The organism is Shewanella sp. (assembly GCF_047975355.1).
Classification (GTDB): Bacteria; Pseudomonadota; Gammaproteobacteria; order Enterobacterales; family Shewanellaceae; genus Shewanella.
On record NZ_JBKEDJ010000006.1, the window covers coordinates 280,355 to 297,076 of the forward strand.

The following is a 16,722-nucleotide window of genomic DNA, read 5'->3' on the forward strand; positions in this document are numbered from 1 at the left end:
TAACCTTTTCGTTTATGTTTTACCAACGTCATTCCGTTGTTATATTTCCTTACAATTTCCCAGTGAGAGTAGCAAATTTTCATTACACTCTCCAAGCGAAACCTAAAGATTATGTAGAGAAACATCACAAAAACAGCGTGTTTAACCTCTATAAAACAGGTTAAAACACTACAAAGACCAGCAAACAAAACACAAAACACACAATGCAAACACTAAATTAACAACAATTGGTTCGACGTAATGCTAGTGTAATTTAGTTTCATTATTGAAAATACAGGCTCGGCGATAGGGCCAATTTGCTTATCAATGTAGTACTGATAATCAATTGTAGACGATCTATGCGAAACTGGTTCAGGACCGTTTACAGTAATTACATAATCAATCTGCGCCCCTCGCTTGCCAAAGGATGACTTTCCTGTTAATTCACAAAGTTGTCGAGCGACTTTCACATGGGGAGAAGACTTGGCCGTGTATTCGTCTAAATTACGGCGCATGCGTTTACTAAATATCAACTCATCATCACGCTTTCCGGCCAATAGCTCGCTTATCACATTCGCCAAATAACCACTAATATCGCGCTGATTAAACATGCGTTCATAGAGTTCCGCCTGCACCTTGCGCGCCAAGGGGCTCCAATCACTGCGAACCTGCTCCATTCCCTTAAAAGTGATTTCTAACGATCCATTTTGATTACGCCAAGCACCCACATAGCGTTTCTTACTCCCCTCTTCCGAGCCCCTTAATGTCGGCATAAAAAACTGTTCGTAGTGGCGTTCAAACTGTAATTCGAGGAAACTTTCTAATTGAAAATCCTTCGCGATTTTAGTCTGCCATTGTTGATTGATTTGCACGGCAATCAGCTTACCTAATGCATTAATATCATTGATTTCAGGTTCAGGGCCTAAATAAACGAAGGTAGAGTCGGTATCCCCATAAATGACTTGATAGCCCATCGCCTCAATCCAAGCGCGGGTCTGTTTCATTATCTGGTGACCACGCATGGTAATAGAGCTTGCCAGTTTGGCATCATGGAACACACAACCTTGGGAGCCTAAAACCCCATAGAGCGAATTCATTATGATTTTAATCGCTTGCGATAGAGGTGCGTTCGCCTCTCGCTTTGCCTTTTCACGCTGTTCTGAGAGATTTTGAATAAGTCTTGGCAGGATTGGTTGCTGCCGACTAAAACGAGCCCCCAAAAAACCCGGAACAGTTTCAGGCTCAGTTAATGCAGATCCGTCCTCATTATCTAAACCTTCAATCAACCCCTTAGGATCAATCAAAAAAGTTCGGATAATCGATGGATAAAGGCTTTTAAAGTCAAACACTAAAATATGCTGATAAAAACCAGGGACAGAATCCATCACATAGCCACCGGGGCTTTCAATCCCTTGGCTGGCAGGTTCTGCTGGCGCGACATAGCCTGCTCGGTGTAAATGGGGTAAATACAAATGATTAAATGCCGCGACTGACGCCCCCACTCGCCCAAGTTCTAGCCCCGTTAACTCGGCGCGAGCGAGGGCAAAATCCCACAATTGAGTATGTTCAAAAATATCCCACACTAAGCGACTATCGGTCAGATTATAATGCGCAAGGCCTTGTTTATTTTCGGCAAATAGCGCATCAATCTCTTGAGCTCGATTTTCCACATCGTGAATTGCTTTGCCTTCACCGAGTAGCGCTTGGGCGACAAACTCCAAGGAGAAACGCTCAAACTGATAAAAGGCCGCCTTTAACCAATCGATACCATCGAGCACCACTCGCCCTGGCAAAATTAAGGTTTCTGGCCGAAATTTATTCTCAACTTTCCACTCAAGGACCGCGCCACCTCGACCAATACGCAGCGGTATTCGATGCAACAAGGCACGCCGATATAACAGGGCTAAGTCAAAGGTCACCACAGACCAACCAATGATCACATCGGGGTCGAACTCAGCAAACCAAGCGATTAGACGATGGATAAGCGTCGCCTCATCGTTCACCCATTCGATATAGATTGCAGCACCAGGCTGCGTCTCGCCCACCATAATGACTTTTTCATAGGGCTGAGATTGAGCATCGCGCCCATAAAGGGCCACGGAATAGAGTAAACCGTCAAAACTGCATTCAAAATCGAGGGAGATTGAGCGCAGTTTAATTGCTGGCTGCGGCGCAACCGCTTTAGCGCGAATGGCACTAAAAACAGGCAACTGCCCATCTATGCCAGCTTTGCTGACATAATGCCCTAAAAATGCCACATCTAGCGCCACAAAACGTTCGATTAAAAAGCGCTGCTCAGGGCGAATATCGGCCTCAAATAAGGGAATGCCAGCATCCGTTGCTATCCGCTGTAAGCTACGAAACATACTGTTCGATTGAGCATAAATCGCCGCTACTGCTTGCCTTTTAAAGCTTTTAAGCGCGAGTGGCACAAAGCGCAGCGCAAGCCCCGGCGTTTGTAACTGCAAAGCTGGTATATCGCTTTGATGGCAAAAACAAATGTACTCAGAGCCAGGTAACTCCACCAGTACAGGACCTGAAACGGTTGCGAGATAATACTGCAGCACTAGCGATGCACCGTGCGTATTAGCATGGCGCGTCAGGACCCGTCCCTGTACACTCACTGGTGAGGCCGTTTCATGCGTCAAGCGCTCGGGGTGATTCAACTCAGGTTTCAATCTTAAGGCTCTCGCTGCTTATTGATTCACGGGGCATACAATAAAATTGCCATTAAATGGCATAAAAGTTTCTTAGGCTATGCAATCACTGTTATTATGTACAGCATTAATTCAATAAAGTAGTGCCGCATGTTACCTGACAACGTAAAAAACCAGATCCGCGCTATCTACAAAGATATTGCCGCCGCTTTGCCTAATTTTAGGCCACGGCGCGAGCAAAATTTTATGGTGGCAGAAATCTCTAAGACCCTTGCGGGCGACTATGACAAAGATAGACGCATCATAGTAGTCGAAGCAGGTACGGGGATTGGTAAATCATTGTCTTATATTTTAGGCACGATCCCGCTTGCACTCGCGAGTAAAAAAAAGGTCTGTATCGCCACGGCAACCGTTGCGCTGCAGGAGCAGTTGCTGCACAAAGACTTGCCGTTTTTTCTCGAACAATCAGGGTTAAACTTTCGCTTCGGTCTGGTAAAAGGGCGCCAGCGTTATGTCTGTTTATCCAAGCTTGCCATGCTGATCGGCGATGATAACAGTACCCAAATGGCCATGTGGCAAACAAAGCCGGATAACAGCCAAATTGCCATGCTGCAGGAGCTGCTAAGCGACTTTAATGAAGGCCGCTGGAACGGTGAAATCGATACCCTATCGACACCGATACCGGATCATCTTTGGCAGCAAATCGCCTGCGATAAACACAGTTGTCACCGGCAACTCGCCAGTCATCGTAATTGCCCGTTTCACAAGGCCCGCGAGGATGTGGACACCTGGGACGTACTGATCGCCAACCACAGTTTGCTGTTTGCCGACTTAGAGCTCGGTGGCGGGGTGATTTTGCCCGATCCAGAAGACGTTTTTTACGTCATTGACGAAGCCCACCACTTACCTATCGTCGCCCGGGACTTTTCTAGCGCCCAGGCAACGCTTAGGGGCGCCGCCGACTGGCTCGAAAAAGTCGGTAAGACCAGTGCAAAATTACAAAATCAGATAAAGAGCAATAACATCATCGCCCCAGCGCAGGCGATGCAGGATCATATCGGTGACTTAATCGCTCAGCTCAATCAAGTTGCCCACTTCTGTGATACCCAGACCAAACAGTTTGCCAATCTCGAGAGCCGCTATCGCTTCGAACACGGCAAATTGCCCGATGCGTTAAAAATCCCAGCCGAGAATCTCGCGGCCACCTCCAATCTTGCCCTCAAGCAATTTAACAAGATGCAATTATTGCTGGCCGAGGCGATAAAAGATGGCGACATTCCTAAGCACCAAGCGGAAGCGCTACAGGCCGAAATGGGCTTTATGTTGCAGCGACTCGAAAACCTGCAAAAGCTCTGGAAAATGATGGCCAAGGAAGATTCCACTAAAGGGGCCCCAATGGCCCGTTGGATCGAGTTAATTACAGGCAAACAAGTCGATTATCTGTTTAGCGCCTCACCAATTGAAGTCGGTTTTATGCTCGAATCTATGCTGTGGCAAAAGGCGGCTGGCGTCGTGCTATGTAGCGCAACGCTGCGGGCGCTGAATAACTTCGACCATTTCGCCCATCAGGTGGGATTATCGGTAAAGGACGGTAGTCGTTATCTCGCCCTGCAATCCCCCTTCGATTATCCGAATAACGCCACGCTTTACTTGCCTAAGATGAAAACCGAGCCGACGGACGATGCCTATACCGCAGAACTTGCCGAGCACATTCAGGAGCTGATTGAAGGCGAAATGGCCACCTTAGTGTTGTTTGCATCTTACTGGCAAATGGAGAAAGTCGCCGAATTGCTCGAGGGAAAACTCTCGCAGGAAATTCTTATTCAAGGTAATGCCCCGCGCCAACAATTGCTTGAGACCCACAAAGCCAAGTGCGACAAAGGTGAGCCGAGTATCTTGTTCGGCACCGGCAGTTTTTCTGAAGGCTTAGACTTACCCGGAGATTACCTCACCAACCTCATCGTCACTAAACTGCCCTTTGCTGTGCCGACCTCGCCCGTCGAGCAAGCCCATGCCGAGTATGTGAAAATAAAGGGCGGAAATCCATTTCTGCAACTCACCATTCCAGATGCATCGCGAAAGCTTATCCAAAGTTGTGGTAGATTACTGCGTAAAGAGCAGGATTATGGCCGAGTCACTATTCTAGATAGACGATTAGTGACCAAACGTTACGGCAAATCCTTGTTAGACGCTCTGCCCCCCTTTAGACGAGTCATTGAGTAGGATTAAGATTTGGAGTTGTTACTCGAGCCCAGTAACTGGGCCCTGTTGGCTGTCATTGGCTTAATTGCAGGCTTTATCGATGCCGTTGTCGGTGGTGGAGGCTTGCTCTCCATTCCAGCCCTGCTTACCCTTGGGATCCCGCCCCATACCGCTTTAGGCACCAATAAATTTGCCGCCAGTTTTGGCTCCTCCATGGCGGCTTGGACCTATTATCGCCAACATCTGCTCAAACCCAGCTTTTGGTATATGGCGTTTATCGCCACCTTTATTGGCGCGGTGCTTGGCAGTGTGTTGGTTTACTTATTAAATGCACAGTGGCTTGAAAAAGCCTTACCGCTATTGATTATTGGCATCGCGATTTACAGCTTGCTGAGCCCCAATGCGATTTCGGATACCGACTGTCAGGCACCAACAAAAGCCCAATCCAAACTCAAACAAAGCCTTCAGGGCCTATTATTGGGTGCTTATGATGGTTTTGCCGGCCCAGGTATTGGCGCCTTTTGGACGGTCAGTTCCGGCTCTTTATACAAACTGCCGCTCTTACATAGCTGTGCGCTCGCCAGAGCCATGACCTTTACCAGTAACTTGACGGCGCTGGCGATCTTTGGCTTTCTTGGGCAAGTTCATTGGCAAATCGGCCTGTGGATGGGACTGTGTATGATGCTCGGCTCGTTTATCGGTGCACGCTGCGCGATAAAATTTGGTATGCCTTTTATTCGGCCTTTGTTTATATTAATTGTCCTATCAATTGCCGCTAATCTGGCGTGGAGCGCATGGTTTTGAACACTTCGCAGCTAATCAGCATGTTGAAAAATCAGCTAAAAACTCTAGAACAAGAAGTGCTGCAACACGACAGTCATCTTGCCCCGAGCCAGCGCAAACTTCTGCAAGATATAGAACGCTTTAATCAATCGCTATTTATTCAAAACGGCGCTCAACTGATGCCCTGCATTGAGCAAATTCGAAGTAGTATCGGCCAGTTAGAGAAGCAGATCGCCCTAAAACTCGCGCCGCAAACCATCGCAATGAGCTGTGAACGTATTCAAGACCGCTTCACCGCGGTAAAGCGGGCATTACTGACAACCTCAATCGATATAAAATCTAAAAATCAACAACGTGCCAGTAAACGCGCGCGTTTTACCCAACAACAGACCCAGTCGCACCAAGCCAGCGGGTTTGCTTGGATAGCCAGCAATGTGTTACAAAATAGCCACGAAATCTATGCCGAACTGAATAAGCATCTGAATTGGGCGAAGAAATTTGAACAAAAAATTGCAGAAATGGAGTCAAAACTTGAAAACTGTCATAGTGCTGACAAAATCCGTTTGCAAAATGACATCCTTTTGATGCATCGTCGCTTGGGTAAATGCAGGCAAGCCATCAGTTATATCGAAGATCGCATTCAAGCATTCGAACGTCCGCATCAGAGCCATAATCGTTAAGGAGCAACAATGAAATCACTTTTGCCAATCAGCAGCCTGCTAGTGTTACTCGGCTCTGCCTCAGCCTTTGCTGCAGATCTGAATATCCCTATGTCCTTCGAATACCTTGCCCTCGATGGCAAAAAAGTCGAGTCCAGCGTATTCAATCATAAAAGCAGTTTAGAGTTGGCGCCAGGCACTCACAAAATCGCCATCCGTTACCACGAAATGGTGGAAGACGATTTCAGTGACAGCCAAACCTTCGTTAAGTCATCGCCTTTTATCGTGACCTTAGAAGTCGATGGCGATCATCAATATTATTTGCAAGCCGCTGAAGGCAAGGTCGTTAAAAAGCCTAAAACCTTCGCTCAAAACCCGCAAGTGGTGTTAACTCGTTCTGACAAAGGTCAGGTAAATTACCAAGTGACAAACACCAATATTGAAGAGGAGAGCTTTGTCTCCCGTCTCTTTAGCGGTAACCAAGCGGTAGATGTTTCGGGTACAGCAGTCGTAGCCACTGGCACAGCAGGTACTGCGGCAGTTGCAGCAGCGACACCAGCACCGACTTCGGCGCAGGCGGCAGTTAATGCCACCTCATTAACCGCTCCGGTTGATGCTTCTAAAGCAGCTGGTGCAAATCCACAGCAGATGTTGCAATACTGGTGGTTACAGGCCGATGAGAAAACACGTAAAGAGTTTATGAGCTGGGCCATTTCACAGCTCTAATTAAGATGATCCCATTGGTTTATCACGCCAGCTACTCTAAGCTGGCGTTACCCGCCCACCATCGCTTTCCCACAACCAAATACGCACGGCTCTATCAGTATCTACTCGATAAACAACTGGCTGTTCCAGCTCAGTTTCATACGCCCTCACCGATGACGGCAGAGGATGTTATACAGGTACACCACCAAGATTATGTCGAGCAATTTATCCAAGGCAGACTAGCAAACGCGGCCTTAAGACGAATCGGATTTCCATGGAGTGAAGCCTTGGTCGAGCGCACCTTGCACTCGGTATCGGGGACGAGTTTGACTGCTCGTTTAGCCTTGCAAACGGGTATCGCCCTTCACTTAACGGGTGGCTATCACCATGCTCATTATGACTTTGGCAGTGGCTACTGTATTTTCAATGATTTAATTATTGCCGCTCGAAAACTGATGGCCGAGCAACAGCTACATAAAGTGCTGATTTTTGATTGTGATGTGCACCAAGGCGATGGCACCGCCACCCTTAGCCACAGGCATCAAGGCATTATCAGTTGCTCCATCCACTGCAAAGAGAATTTCCCGAGTCGTAAACAGCAGTCGCACTATGATATTGAACTGACTAAGGGTTCGGATGATAGGGCTTACCAGGAAACCGTCGAGCAGACTCTCGAACTGCTTATTCGCCTACATCAACCGGATTTAATCCTGTATGACGCTGGCGTCGATATCCACCAAGATGATGATCTTGGGCACCTTATGATCAGTGAGCAAGGGTTATATCAACGTGATTTAACCGTGTTATCTATGGCAAAAGCGGCAAATATTCCTGTTGCAGCGGTAATTGGCGGCGGCTACAGCCGAGACGCACTACAATTAAGCCAAAGACATAGCCAACTTTTTATTGCAGCCAACCATTTGTGGTAGCAAACTCAATAAAAATCATCATGGAGCACAGCGATGCAACTCGAAATCCGCAACTATTACGAAGTTCTCTTAATGGAAATGTTATCCGATGAAGGCCTGATGGATGAATTGCCGGAGGATTATTTAGCTGATCTCTGTTGTGTCACGCTCAATCAACTACCAGTCCGCTATATTCGCCACCTTGTCGATACATATTTCTTCGAAGATTACAACGAGTTACAAGAGATGAAACGTGAAATCCAAGCTGCATTAGAGAAATCACGCACCTTTTTGAAACAGAATCTACAAAAACGAATGCAGCAGGAAGAAAGCGAAAGCTAACTACCGACTAAAACAATACCGTGAGCTTTTCAAGTCAATTCAGTTGAGATGGCTAAATGCTAAGCTCATTATTAATAATGACAATATTACTTATAAAATAATTGTGTTGATGAAAATAAGAGGTATAAGAAGGGAAATTTGGAGGTTCCCCTAGAGCCGACACCCCGGCACACGAGTCGCTTGCTGCGGTTGCTCCCTTCCGGGCCTGGCCGAGTTCACAAGTTATCATTGCGGGGGTTGCAAGGTAAGCAACCATTCACATGCTTAAAGATACCTAAGTGGGTTAAGTTGTTAATTGACCCACTATTTGTACCACCAAAAACGCTTAGGTCAAGTGTTTATGACCTCACAAATATAATCACCTTCAAAATTCAACGACTCAAAAAACTTATCGAAACAGCATCATGATTTACCTTATGGCGTATTTTTATGATTTTTGATACGTTGATGTGAAATTGTTGGTCTGTGATATGCCAGAAGGATAAAGACTGGTGCACAAGTACAATACAGAGGATGTATATGGCTCGAAGATCTACTAAAGCAGAAGCAAAATTAGTCACTATTGCACTGATAATTGGTATTCCCATTGTTGTGATCTCAGAAATATTTAAGGCCACAGGCTGGCAAATCCCAATTTTCATAATTGTTGGTGTAATTATCCTAATGATTTTACACAATAGCAGTAAGAAGAAAGCACGCCTTGCGTATCTAAGAGATAAGTATGGTGATGAATTAATTGTTAAGAAAATTTCCGAGGGGTATTTTTGGGAAGGCCAAACAGCCGAGCAGCTTTTAGACTCTCTAGGCCGACCCGAAGCCGTCGACAACAAGCAGCTTAAAACTAAAGTTAAAGAAGTTTGGAAATACAATCGACAAGGTGCAAACCGCTATTCATTAAGAATTACGGTCGAAAATGGCTATGTGGTAGGCTGGGATCAGAAAGCCTAAGCTACCTCTTACAACAATATTATGAAGGAAAATATGATGACTCTGACGCAGCTTACATTCATAGGTTTTTATCTTAACGGTGCACAAGGAAGTGGAAGGTACGACTCAATATCTATAACTGACATTAAGACAGAACTAGAAAAAGGAACACTGTTTCCATACTTAGAGAAGCAACTGGGACAAGACATTGATACCAGTATATTTTCTGAGGAAGAAAAAGCCGCGCTAAATGCCGAATGGTTAGAAATCTCGTTGGTTACTAACGAAAAAAGAAAAATGTGCGTAGAAAAAGGTGGTTTATGCTTATTGGTTGCTTATGTACTTGAAAGTATTCAAATATTAAATAGAAAAGCGTCAAGATAATAGCAGGTATCACCCTGTAACGACTTCTAGAATACTCCAAAATAGCTACATACTAACACGCCTTAGGTCGAGCGAATTTGACGATTTTAGTGTAGATAACTAGGTAATTACCGTTCGTTTTGAAAATACGGTTAATAGCTGTATTACACACATGCACAGGGGACTAAATGATTGCTTTCTTTATAGGTGCGTTCGTGCTTGTTGCGATCATCGGCATCAGTTTTTCTAACAAAGGTGATTTAGACCGCTACCAGCAATTGAAGAACAAGCGCCGATTTAGTGGCAAACGCTTAACCCCCTCTGAGCAACAAGAGATCGATAAGTTAGCGCGTAAGTATTGGTGGTGGTAGATTGGACTAGCTTAAATTGCTTTTGTCTCATAGCTTACTTTTTGACTAGACATTTCATTACGCTAACTATCGTTTTAGTAAAATTTTTATATGTAGATAATGAAATCTGAGTTCATGTCTTATGAAAGAAAAGAGGTTAAGGATTTATGTCTACATGGGTAGGAATTGAATTAGGTGGATTTACCCTAGAAGAATGGCAAAACACTTATTATAAGTGGGTTTTCTCTGAGTTGGACAGAGTTCGAGAAATTGGCGAAAACGAGACGTTTATTGGTTACCGTTTGCGTGCTGATAAACTAAAGCGGAGGTTGGAGCTAAAAGGGGTCAATAGAGAATCGGTAGAACTTGAATTTAAAGAGCTAAAAGCACGTTGGATTAAAGATATTCAAGATGATGTTGCTTCATTTAATGAACATGAGAATGGTTGTTATCTAGAATATGTGAAATACCTCGATGGTCTTCAAAATTGCTCTTTGGATAGCTGGATAAAACTGATACCAATTGCGAAGAATCAGCCAATCAACTCTCAGGACAACACCAAACAGGTATTAAGTGAAGCCGAACAAAATCTTTTAGAATTTATGTTATCGGACTACGATGAGTCCCCTGATTATACTTGTGGTGGATTTCATTTTCCTTGTTTGTCATCTGAAAGCTATGCATGGGTCATTCTTGAACTAACTGATCCTAATGTAGTTTGTGAATTGAATGTCTTTCCTCTCATAGATAGTGGCTGGATAGATGATTTTGGTGATATTGCAGAATCGCAAGCTGGATACACTAAGTTCTTTGAATCTGCGAAACTGGAGATAGAAGCCATCATAGTTCTATGTGACTCTGATGTAAAAAATCCAGTCCTCCAGCGGCTTTCGTTTAGTGCCCTTGTCACTATAATGGAAACCTATCTGTCGGATATAGCTAAAAGACAAGTGCTTAATAAACAAGCTATTAAAAGAAGATTTGTAGAAAGATTTAAGCCATTTTATTCAAGTCAAAAAAACATCTGTGTATCTAAAATATTTCATACACTTGAGCAACTTGACTCATTAATCCTTAATCACATCAATACCCTATCTTTTCATAATATTGAGACCATCAATACTTTTTATTCGGGTGTGCTACTAATTGATCTACCTAAAGAGATACAGGGAGAATTAGCGAAATGCATCCAACTTCGCCACGATATAGTTCACAGAACAGGAAAAACAATCAAAGGGGAGGTAGTTGAAATTTCAAACCAAACTGTCAAAAACGGAGCTGAACTAATTTTAGATTTATTAAAATCCGTAGATAGTCAGATTATTGATGGACTCTTGGAAAATTAAGGGGCAAAAAGCATGTACTAGTCGTCATGAATTTAAATTACATCAAATGCTTAGCTAAAAACAAGCGGCAATAACATTTCTAGTTATCTCAAATTTCTTTGGTGGTGTTAAGTCCCGATTTATCTAATAAGCTAGAGATAAACCACTAAAGTCCCCCCCTAATTCCCAATGGTTTCATTCAGTAGCTTGCTTTAACTCGCGGCTTACTTGCTGGACTAGATATGGTGAACACCCTATCACTTGCTGAATGCTTGTGTAGGTTTCACCAGCTAGTAGCAATTTTTTGATAGAGTCACGCTTTGTAGTATCTTTCTTGCGTCCTTGGTATTTGCCTTGTTCCTTCGCTTTCTCGATACCCTGCGCAGCGCGATTGCGCCTTGTTTCATAGTCATCACGTGCCTGTGATGCGCTTAGGTCTAATATGAATGCCGTGAGGATACGTGAGGTAAATGTGTCGTTGTTTGATTCACTAAAAGCACTGTGAGTCATGGGCTGATCCATCACAACAACCACTAGCCCTTTATCCCTTAGTTTTGCTTTGAGTGTTTCCCATTGCTCATAGGGTAATCTGGTGAGTCGGTCGAGTTTTTCTACAAATAGAATATCCCCTGCTTCCGAATCGTTAATCAATCGGCTTAATTCAGGTCTATCTAATTTAGTACCGCTAATGTTTTCGACATACCAGCCAGCGGGTTTATGACCTTTCAACTTTAGGAAATCCTTAATTGATTCCCTAGCTCGTTCGGCATCTTGTTCATTTGTACTAGCTCGCATGTAAACTCGGATCATAAAAACCTCGGCACTATGATTTAACCACTATGAATATTATACTATGATTTAAGTGGTGTAAACGTCTATATCATAGTGATTATAGGTTCAGATCGATACTATGATTAGGAGATAGTCTATTCATAGTGTCATTGTGAGGTTTAATAAAAAAAGACCAACTGGTTTTAGTCAGTTGGTCTTTTACATGGATTAGGTAGTATGCCTCTTAATAGCACATGTATTTAGAATATTCCCAAAGGCTTAACCAAGACGTGCCAAATCAGTCTTTATGTTGTTAGATGCCTTGACTATCCGATTACCTAACACCGACCTGTAGTCATGGTGTGCGTTCGTGGTTAGCTTTTTGGGAAATGCATATGTGATCCAATAGCTGTCAGGGATTGATTCAATCAACCATTCAGGCCATTGCAACTTGCTTTTCGATATAGGATTTATAGTATCAACTTGCACAAGATTGTGATCAACAATTTCTGATAACTCATTGTTATAGAATGATTCTTCGATACCATATTCAGAAATCAGCATGTTTCTAATTGCGCTTTTTGCCTTGTCCAAATTATCACGCATTAACTCACCGCCATACACAGAAGACAGAACCAGTTTAGCTTGTTCTTCCTTTGTATAAGGGGTCTCTAATCGGAGCTTATGTTTCAATACAGCTAGCACAAATGCACCATCACCTAGGCTCGGCTCAAACACCAAATCCTCTATACCTAGACCTTGACTAACCGTTTCGATAATCTGGCTTACTATCTGATTTACTAATGGCTTAGGTGTGAAAAACTCACCGTTTTCTTGCTTACGCTCTTTACTCTTACCGTCATTGGATGATTTTGGAGCTTTGGCTTTTGAAGCTTGGCCTTCTTGCTCTATCTGATTGAGCTTTTCAAAAAACGACTCAATTGTTGGCTTCAAATGCCCTAGGCCGAATTCTTTGTATAGCTCGTCCTCGGTGTACTTTCGTTTGAACCCGTCTTTGGGCATTGGGATATTCAAAAACACATCATTATCGATGTTGCTCTTAACGACACTAGCCAATGCTCGTATGAGTGGATGACGAAGGAAATCAATAAAATTATTGGCTTCATCCTCAGAATCAAAGGCAAACCAAAACGGCTCTTTTTCACTAGATTTCTTAGGTTTACTAGAATTTTTAGGTTTCTTAGTCTTAGGTTTCTTAGTCTTAGGTGAGCCTCTAGTGATCACCTCACCTATCTCTAGTTGGTTCTCAGAAAACAGTGTGAACCAGTTCAAGCCATATTGTAAATCCTCTAATTTTTTAATATTACCTCGATACCTTGGCAAATTGACAATCCAACGGTCACTAGCAGGATTGTTATCCAGATTGTCCATCCAATCTTCTGGCAAGGCTTGCAAGGAACCTTTTAATGTCTGATGAAGAGGAATGTCTAAGAATAATTCGCGCAGTTCAGCCCCGCATTCATTAAACTCGTTATAGCCGATTGATTGATACTCTTCGCCATATAACAACCCTCTAACAAGTATTTGGGGCACTCCTTTTACTTTCGTAGGTGGTACACCTTTTTCTATCGTTACAACACAAAGCGAGGATGGGAAAGATGCATTAGAAAAAACTGCATTCCCGTTGAATAATTCTATTGAGGTTTTATTGTCTTTAATAATGCTTATCAATTCTGGTAATTCTTCCTCATCAGAATCGCCAGCAATCAAAGACAACCAAGTACTAGGTGTAATTAATTTTATAACACCTTTACTTTGAGCTAGATCAAAAGAAATTTTAATAAAAGGTGGGATGTTGGTTTTGCCAAAAGGTGGATTTCCAATAACGTAGTCAAAACTGATTGAACCGCTACTCATACCATTACTCCATTATATAATATGCTCAGATATAATATCACCTACCCGTATGAGGTCAATTGTTAACTGAATTATTTGTCAACATCTGCATCACATAAATACTTGTATAGGTCAAATAAAAATAACGAGTATTAAATGAGTATAAATTCAGTTGCTATCGATTTAAGCAAACCAATAGCTGAGACAATAGATAAGATTTCAAATCTTACTGATGGTATCAATAATTTAAATGATACTATTATAAAATCAGACGACGCCATGAAAAAGTCAGTTGAAGTTAGCGACGACTTAATGATTTCACAATCTGAATTACTAGAACTAGAAAAAGAATACCAAGAAACTTTAAAGCGAAAAATTGAGTTAGAAAAGCGGCTAAACAAACAGAGTCCTATTTTTAGATATTCTGAAAACGATAAGTTCAAAAACAATACAAAAGTTAAACAAACTGATGAAACCGAATTTAATAGTTCAACTAATACTAATCCTGATGATACTAAAGATACTAAACTAGAAAACCACCTTAAAGCAAAACGGCTAAATGATTTAAAATCATATAAAGCTAAATTGGATAAAGAAAAGGAACAAGCTGAACAATCAAAAGGCATGTTCAGAAAAATTGCATCTAAAACAATTGGTGGTGGTGTTGAATTAGGTTCTGGACTAATAAAGCAAGGATTCAATCAGTCAGGTAGAATACTTGAGAACGCAATGGGATTACACCAAATACCGTTATATAACGAAGCTAAACAGCTTACTAAATTTGCGTTGAACAAAACGAATAAAACAGCTAGCGACTTGGTATCTGGTACTAAAGAAAAATTAATCGAACGGAAATACAATGTAGAAAAACAAAAAGCAACAAGAGAGTTCTTTTCCAGAGTATCTAGTTCTAATAATGAAACTAAGTCAATTATTCATAATGAAAAAATACAGAAGAATATAGCTGACCAAAGGAAAGAACGAGGCGAAAACAAAGCCGAAAGGAACGAGAATAAAACACGCCACAAGGACATTTTATCTGCATTGGATAGTATCAAAAATTCAATTCTGATTTCTTCACTAGCTAAACTTGCCAATGGACTTTTTGGGGCTATCCTATCTGGAATATCTAAAATGACACTAGGTATATCTAAAATCATTGCAGGGCTATCTAGTCTAGGAATGGCAATTATTGGCGGCATAGTATCAGGTTTATCATTTTTATTGAAATCGATTTTCCCTAATATAGACTTAGATATATTCGATATAGATAAATCAAAACGAAAAGGTAAAAACACAAGAAGCAATCCTGATACTGATAAACGTGGTAAAGGTACTGCTTACAAAAACGGTAATACCAATCCAGATGTTGAACCTAGTAAAAATAAAAAAATACCTGAACCAGAACCGAAAGCAGGCAATTCAGGAAATAAGCCTATATCAAATAACCCAACACCTCCAAAGCCCGATAGTATTCGGGATGGTATCAAGAAAGATGGTGGTAAAGGTTTAATCAAAAAGGTCGGTGCTAAAGGGGCATTAAAAGGCGCATTAAAAGCAGTAACAGGCCCGATAGGATGGGCATTAACAGCAGCAGAGATTTTCCATTATGCTATTGATAATCTAGAGGAAGGTGAGTTTCAGGAAGCGACAAATAATATGATGAAACAGATGAGTCCAGAGAATAAACCACTTGATAAAATTGGCGCGATTCAGTCAGGAAAATTGAGTGATTCTGACCGTGCTAGTATGTCAAAAGAAGAAGCGGATGCTATTGATAAAAAGATGGCAGAGCAAAGAGAAAAACTGGTTCAAGAACGTAACCAAGGTTATCAAAATTTTATGAATACCAATGTCAATAAAACCACTATCGTTCATATGACTGGTTTCATTGGTATGCAATCGAATAATAGTAATTATGTACCTGCTTATGGGATCACTTCTAACTATTGATAATATACATGGGTAACTAGGCAAGGAGTTACCCATTTCATAATGGCTCAGAAATGGATCACTAAATAAAGGTATAATAGAATGATACTACATTACTACATTCATTTTTTATTCCTAAAATTAAAGGTCATATATTGATAAAATTGTTCATTTATCAATATCTAAAATCATTGATTTATAATCCTTACTACTTAAATGATTTTTCCTTTGATACCCTTGGCAACAGGGGCTATCAATATATGACCTTATTTTTAAAAAGCAGTTTTTAATATGGTATAATTAATCATATAAACAAATCTCCATATTGATAGTTTCTGATGGACAGTAATTATCCTAGTTATTTGTAGTCATTGGTTTTTACAGTGACTATCAATATGGTGGTTGACTAGGCATTAATCGTCATTCTCTTTATAACAAATTCCTTATTTGTTACTAGTTTTGATTGTAATTAGGAAATGCTGGGCAGTAAAATACTAGAAAAACTTGGTAAGTGAGTTTCTAGTATTGGTTAATGATTTTTCGTGGAAATTATTAACCAAACTGTTCAGTATTTTTTTGCCTAAATTTAAAAAAACCGACTTATTGATTAGCTTTTTACTAAATACAAATGTATTAGATAAATACAAAATTAAACAATCAACCAATCAACGACCACGAATCGAATCTTGATATAATGTCATTGACATATTGACATACTTACCAATTCCAAATATCATCCATTCATTTTGTGGTCTTATAAAATATAAGAGATCCAAAATGCCTAAACACAATACAAATACCCCAAACAAAATTTTATACATTCACGAACATAATGCTGGTGCTGGCAAGACATTCGCTATTTGTTCAAAAATTAAAAACTCGAATAAAAAATACCTTATATCAGTACCTACCAAAAAACTGCAAGCAGAATATTCAAAATTAATTCCTGATGCACTTGTAAT

At 41.5% G+C, this 16,722-nt stretch carries 15 protein-coding genes and 1 other RNA gene; 12 read left to right on the plus strand and 4 right to left on the minus strand.

What is annotated here, in order from left to right; all coding sequences use genetic code 11:
* Positions 1–212: 212 nt before the first annotated feature.
* Positions 213–2,645, minus strand: coding sequence for a DNA polymerase II (locus ACK5NH_RS03960; RefSeq protein ID WP_416917905.1), 2,433 nt, complete (start codon positions 2,643–2,645; stop codon positions 213–215).
* A 141-nt stretch (positions 2,646–2,786) separates the two neighbouring features.
* Here ACK5NH_RS03960 and dinG point away from each other — a divergent pair, with 141 nt between their 5' ends.
* From dinG to ACK5NH_RS03990, 6 genes are read left to right on the plus strand one after another with little or no spacing between them, the layout of a single operon-like run.
* A complete protein-coding gene (gene dinG, locus ACK5NH_RS03965; RefSeq protein ID WP_416917878.1) occupies positions 2,787–4,859 on the plus strand; it encodes an ATP-dependent DNA helicase DinG in 2,073 nt (690 codons plus the stop codon).
* A gap of 9 nt (positions 4,860–4,868) precedes the next feature.
* Positions 4,869–5,642, plus strand: a complete 774-nt coding sequence (locus ACK5NH_RS03970) for a sulfite exporter TauE/SafE family protein (RefSeq protein ID WP_416917879.1) — start codon at positions 4,869–4,871, stop codon at positions 5,640–5,642.
* The gene (locus ACK5NH_RS03975) at positions 5,633–6,301 is read left to right on the plus strand and encodes a primosomal replication protein (RefSeq protein WP_416917880.1); all 669 of its coding nucleotides are present in this window, start codon (positions 5,633–5,635) and stop codon (positions 6,299–6,301) included. Before ACK5NH_RS03970 ends, ACK5NH_RS03975 begins: the two co-directional genes overlap by 10 nt.
* A 9-nt stretch (positions 6,302–6,310) precedes the next feature.
* Complete coding sequence (locus ACK5NH_RS03980; RefSeq protein ID WP_416917881.1) at positions 6,311–7,006, plus strand: DUF2057 domain-containing protein; 696 nt, start codon at positions 6,311–6,313, stop codon at positions 7,004–7,006.
* A 5-nt stretch (positions 7,007–7,011) separates the two neighbouring features.
* Complete coding sequence (locus ACK5NH_RS03985) at positions 7,012–7,914, plus strand: histone deacetylase (RefSeq protein ID WP_416917882.1); 903 nt, start codon at positions 7,012–7,014, stop codon at positions 7,912–7,914.
* Between the two features lie 33 nt (positions 7,915–7,947).
* Positions 7,948–8,235: a late competence development ComFB family protein gene (locus ACK5NH_RS03990; RefSeq protein WP_416917883.1), complete on the plus strand. Its 288-nt coding sequence runs from the start codon at positions 7,948–7,950 to the stop codon at positions 8,233–8,235.
* Positions 8,236–8,383: 148 nt separating this feature from the next.
* On the opposite strand, the gene ffs is transcribed toward ACK5NH_RS03990, so the two are convergent.
* Positions 8,384–8,480: signal recognition particle sRNA small type (gene ffs / locus ACK5NH_RS03995), an RNA gene on the minus strand.
* Between the two features lie 274 nt (positions 8,481–8,754).
* On the opposite strand from ffs, the gene ACK5NH_RS04000 reads away from it, so the two are divergent.
* The 4 genes from ACK5NH_RS04000 (at position 8,755) to ACK5NH_RS04015 (ending at position 11,221) form a co-directional block, all read left to right on the plus strand.
* Positions 8,755–9,183 carry a hypothetical protein gene (locus tag ACK5NH_RS04000; RefSeq protein ID WP_416917884.1) on the plus strand — a complete coding sequence of 143 codons (429 nt, stop codon included), beginning with the start codon at positions 8,755–8,757 and terminating at the stop codon, positions 9,181–9,183.
* Between the two features lie 36 nt (positions 9,184–9,219).
* Entirely contained in the window at positions 9,220–9,546 is a 327-nt protein-coding gene (locus tag ACK5NH_RS04005) for a hypothetical protein (RefSeq protein WP_115015317.1), read from the plus strand.
* 167 nt (positions 9,547–9,713) lie between these two features.
* On the plus strand, positions 9,714–9,896 hold the full coding sequence (locus ACK5NH_RS04010; protein ID WP_416917885.1) for a hypothetical protein: 183 nt from the start codon (positions 9,714–9,716) through the stop codon (positions 9,894–9,896).
* 146 nt (positions 9,897–10,042) lie between these two features.
* Positions 10,043–11,221: a HEPN/Toprim-associated domain-containing protein gene (locus tag ACK5NH_RS04015; RefSeq protein ID WP_416917886.1), complete on the plus strand. Its 1,179-nt coding sequence runs from the start codon at positions 10,043–10,045 to the stop codon at positions 11,219–11,221.
* Between the two features lie 174 nt (positions 11,222–11,395).
* Here the strand turns inward: ACK5NH_RS04015 and ACK5NH_RS04020 are convergent, their stop codons facing one another.
* Positions 11,396–12,010, minus strand: a complete 615-nt coding sequence (locus ACK5NH_RS04020; RefSeq protein ID WP_416917887.1) for a recombinase family protein — start codon at positions 12,008–12,010, stop codon at positions 11,396–11,398.
* A gap of 240 nt (positions 12,011–12,250) precedes the next feature.
* Positions 12,251–13,849 carry a hypothetical protein gene (locus ACK5NH_RS04025; protein WP_416917888.1) on the minus strand — a complete coding sequence of 533 codons (1,599 nt, stop codon included), beginning with the start codon at positions 13,847–13,849 and terminating at the stop codon, positions 12,251–12,253.
* 135 nt (positions 13,850–13,984) lie between these two features.
* On the opposite strand from ACK5NH_RS04025, the gene ACK5NH_RS04030 reads away from it, so the two are divergent.
* Both ACK5NH_RS04030 and ACK5NH_RS04035 read left to right on the plus strand, forming a co-directional pair.
* Entirely contained in the window at positions 13,985–15,781 is a 1,797-nt protein-coding gene (locus ACK5NH_RS04030) for a hypothetical protein (protein WP_416917889.1), read from the plus strand.
* Between the two features lie 756 nt (positions 15,782–16,537).
* A partial coding sequence (locus ACK5NH_RS04035) for a hypothetical protein (RefSeq protein ID WP_416917890.1) occupies positions 16,538–16,722 on the plus strand: 185 nt, incomplete at its 3' end.

Excerpts from the sequence above, each read along its gene's own strand:
- ACK5NH_RS04010 (WP_416917885.1), top strand. The coding sequence starts at position 9,714 with ATGATTGCTTTCTTTATAGGTGCGTTCGTGCTTGTTGCGATCATCGGC.
- ACK5NH_RS04025 (WP_416917888.1), bottom strand. The coding sequence starts at position 13,849 with ATGAGTAGCGGTTCAATCAGTTTTGACTACGTTATTGGAAATCCACCT.
- ACK5NH_RS04020 (WP_416917887.1), bottom strand. The coding sequence starts at position 12,010 with ATGATCCGAGTTTACATGCGAGCTAGTACAAATGAACAAGATGCCGAA.
- ACK5NH_RS04000 (WP_416917884.1), top strand. The coding sequence starts at position 8,755 with ATGGCTCGAAGATCTACTAAAGCAGAAGCAAAATTAGTCACTATTGCA.
- ACK5NH_RS03975 (WP_416917880.1), top strand. The coding sequence starts at position 5,633 with ATGGTTTTGAACACTTCGCAGCTAATCAGCATGTTGAAAAATCAGCTA.
- ACK5NH_RS04030 (WP_416917889.1), top strand. The coding sequence starts at position 13,985 with ATGAGTATAAATTCAGTTGCTATCGATTTAAGCAAACCAATAGCTGAG.
- dinG (WP_416917878.1), top strand. The coding sequence starts at position 2,787 with ATGTTACCTGACAACGTAAAAAACCAGATCCGCGCTATCTACAAAGAT.
- ACK5NH_RS03990 (WP_416917883.1), top strand. The coding sequence starts at position 7,948 with ATGCAACTCGAAATCCGCAACTATTACGAAGTTCTCTTAATGGAAATG.
- ACK5NH_RS04005 (WP_115015317.1), top strand. The coding sequence starts at position 9,220 with ATGACTCTGACGCAGCTTACATTCATAGGTTTTTATCTTAACGGTGCA.
- ACK5NH_RS03985 (WP_416917882.1), top strand. The coding sequence starts at position 7,012 with ATGATCCCATTGGTTTATCACGCCAGCTACTCTAAGCTGGCGTTACCC.
- ACK5NH_RS03980 (WP_416917881.1), top strand. The coding sequence starts at position 6,311 with ATGAAATCACTTTTGCCAATCAGCAGCCTGCTAGTGTTACTCGGCTCT.
- ACK5NH_RS04015 (WP_416917886.1), top strand. The coding sequence starts at position 10,043 with ATGTCTACATGGGTAGGAATTGAATTAGGTGGATTTACCCTAGAAGAA.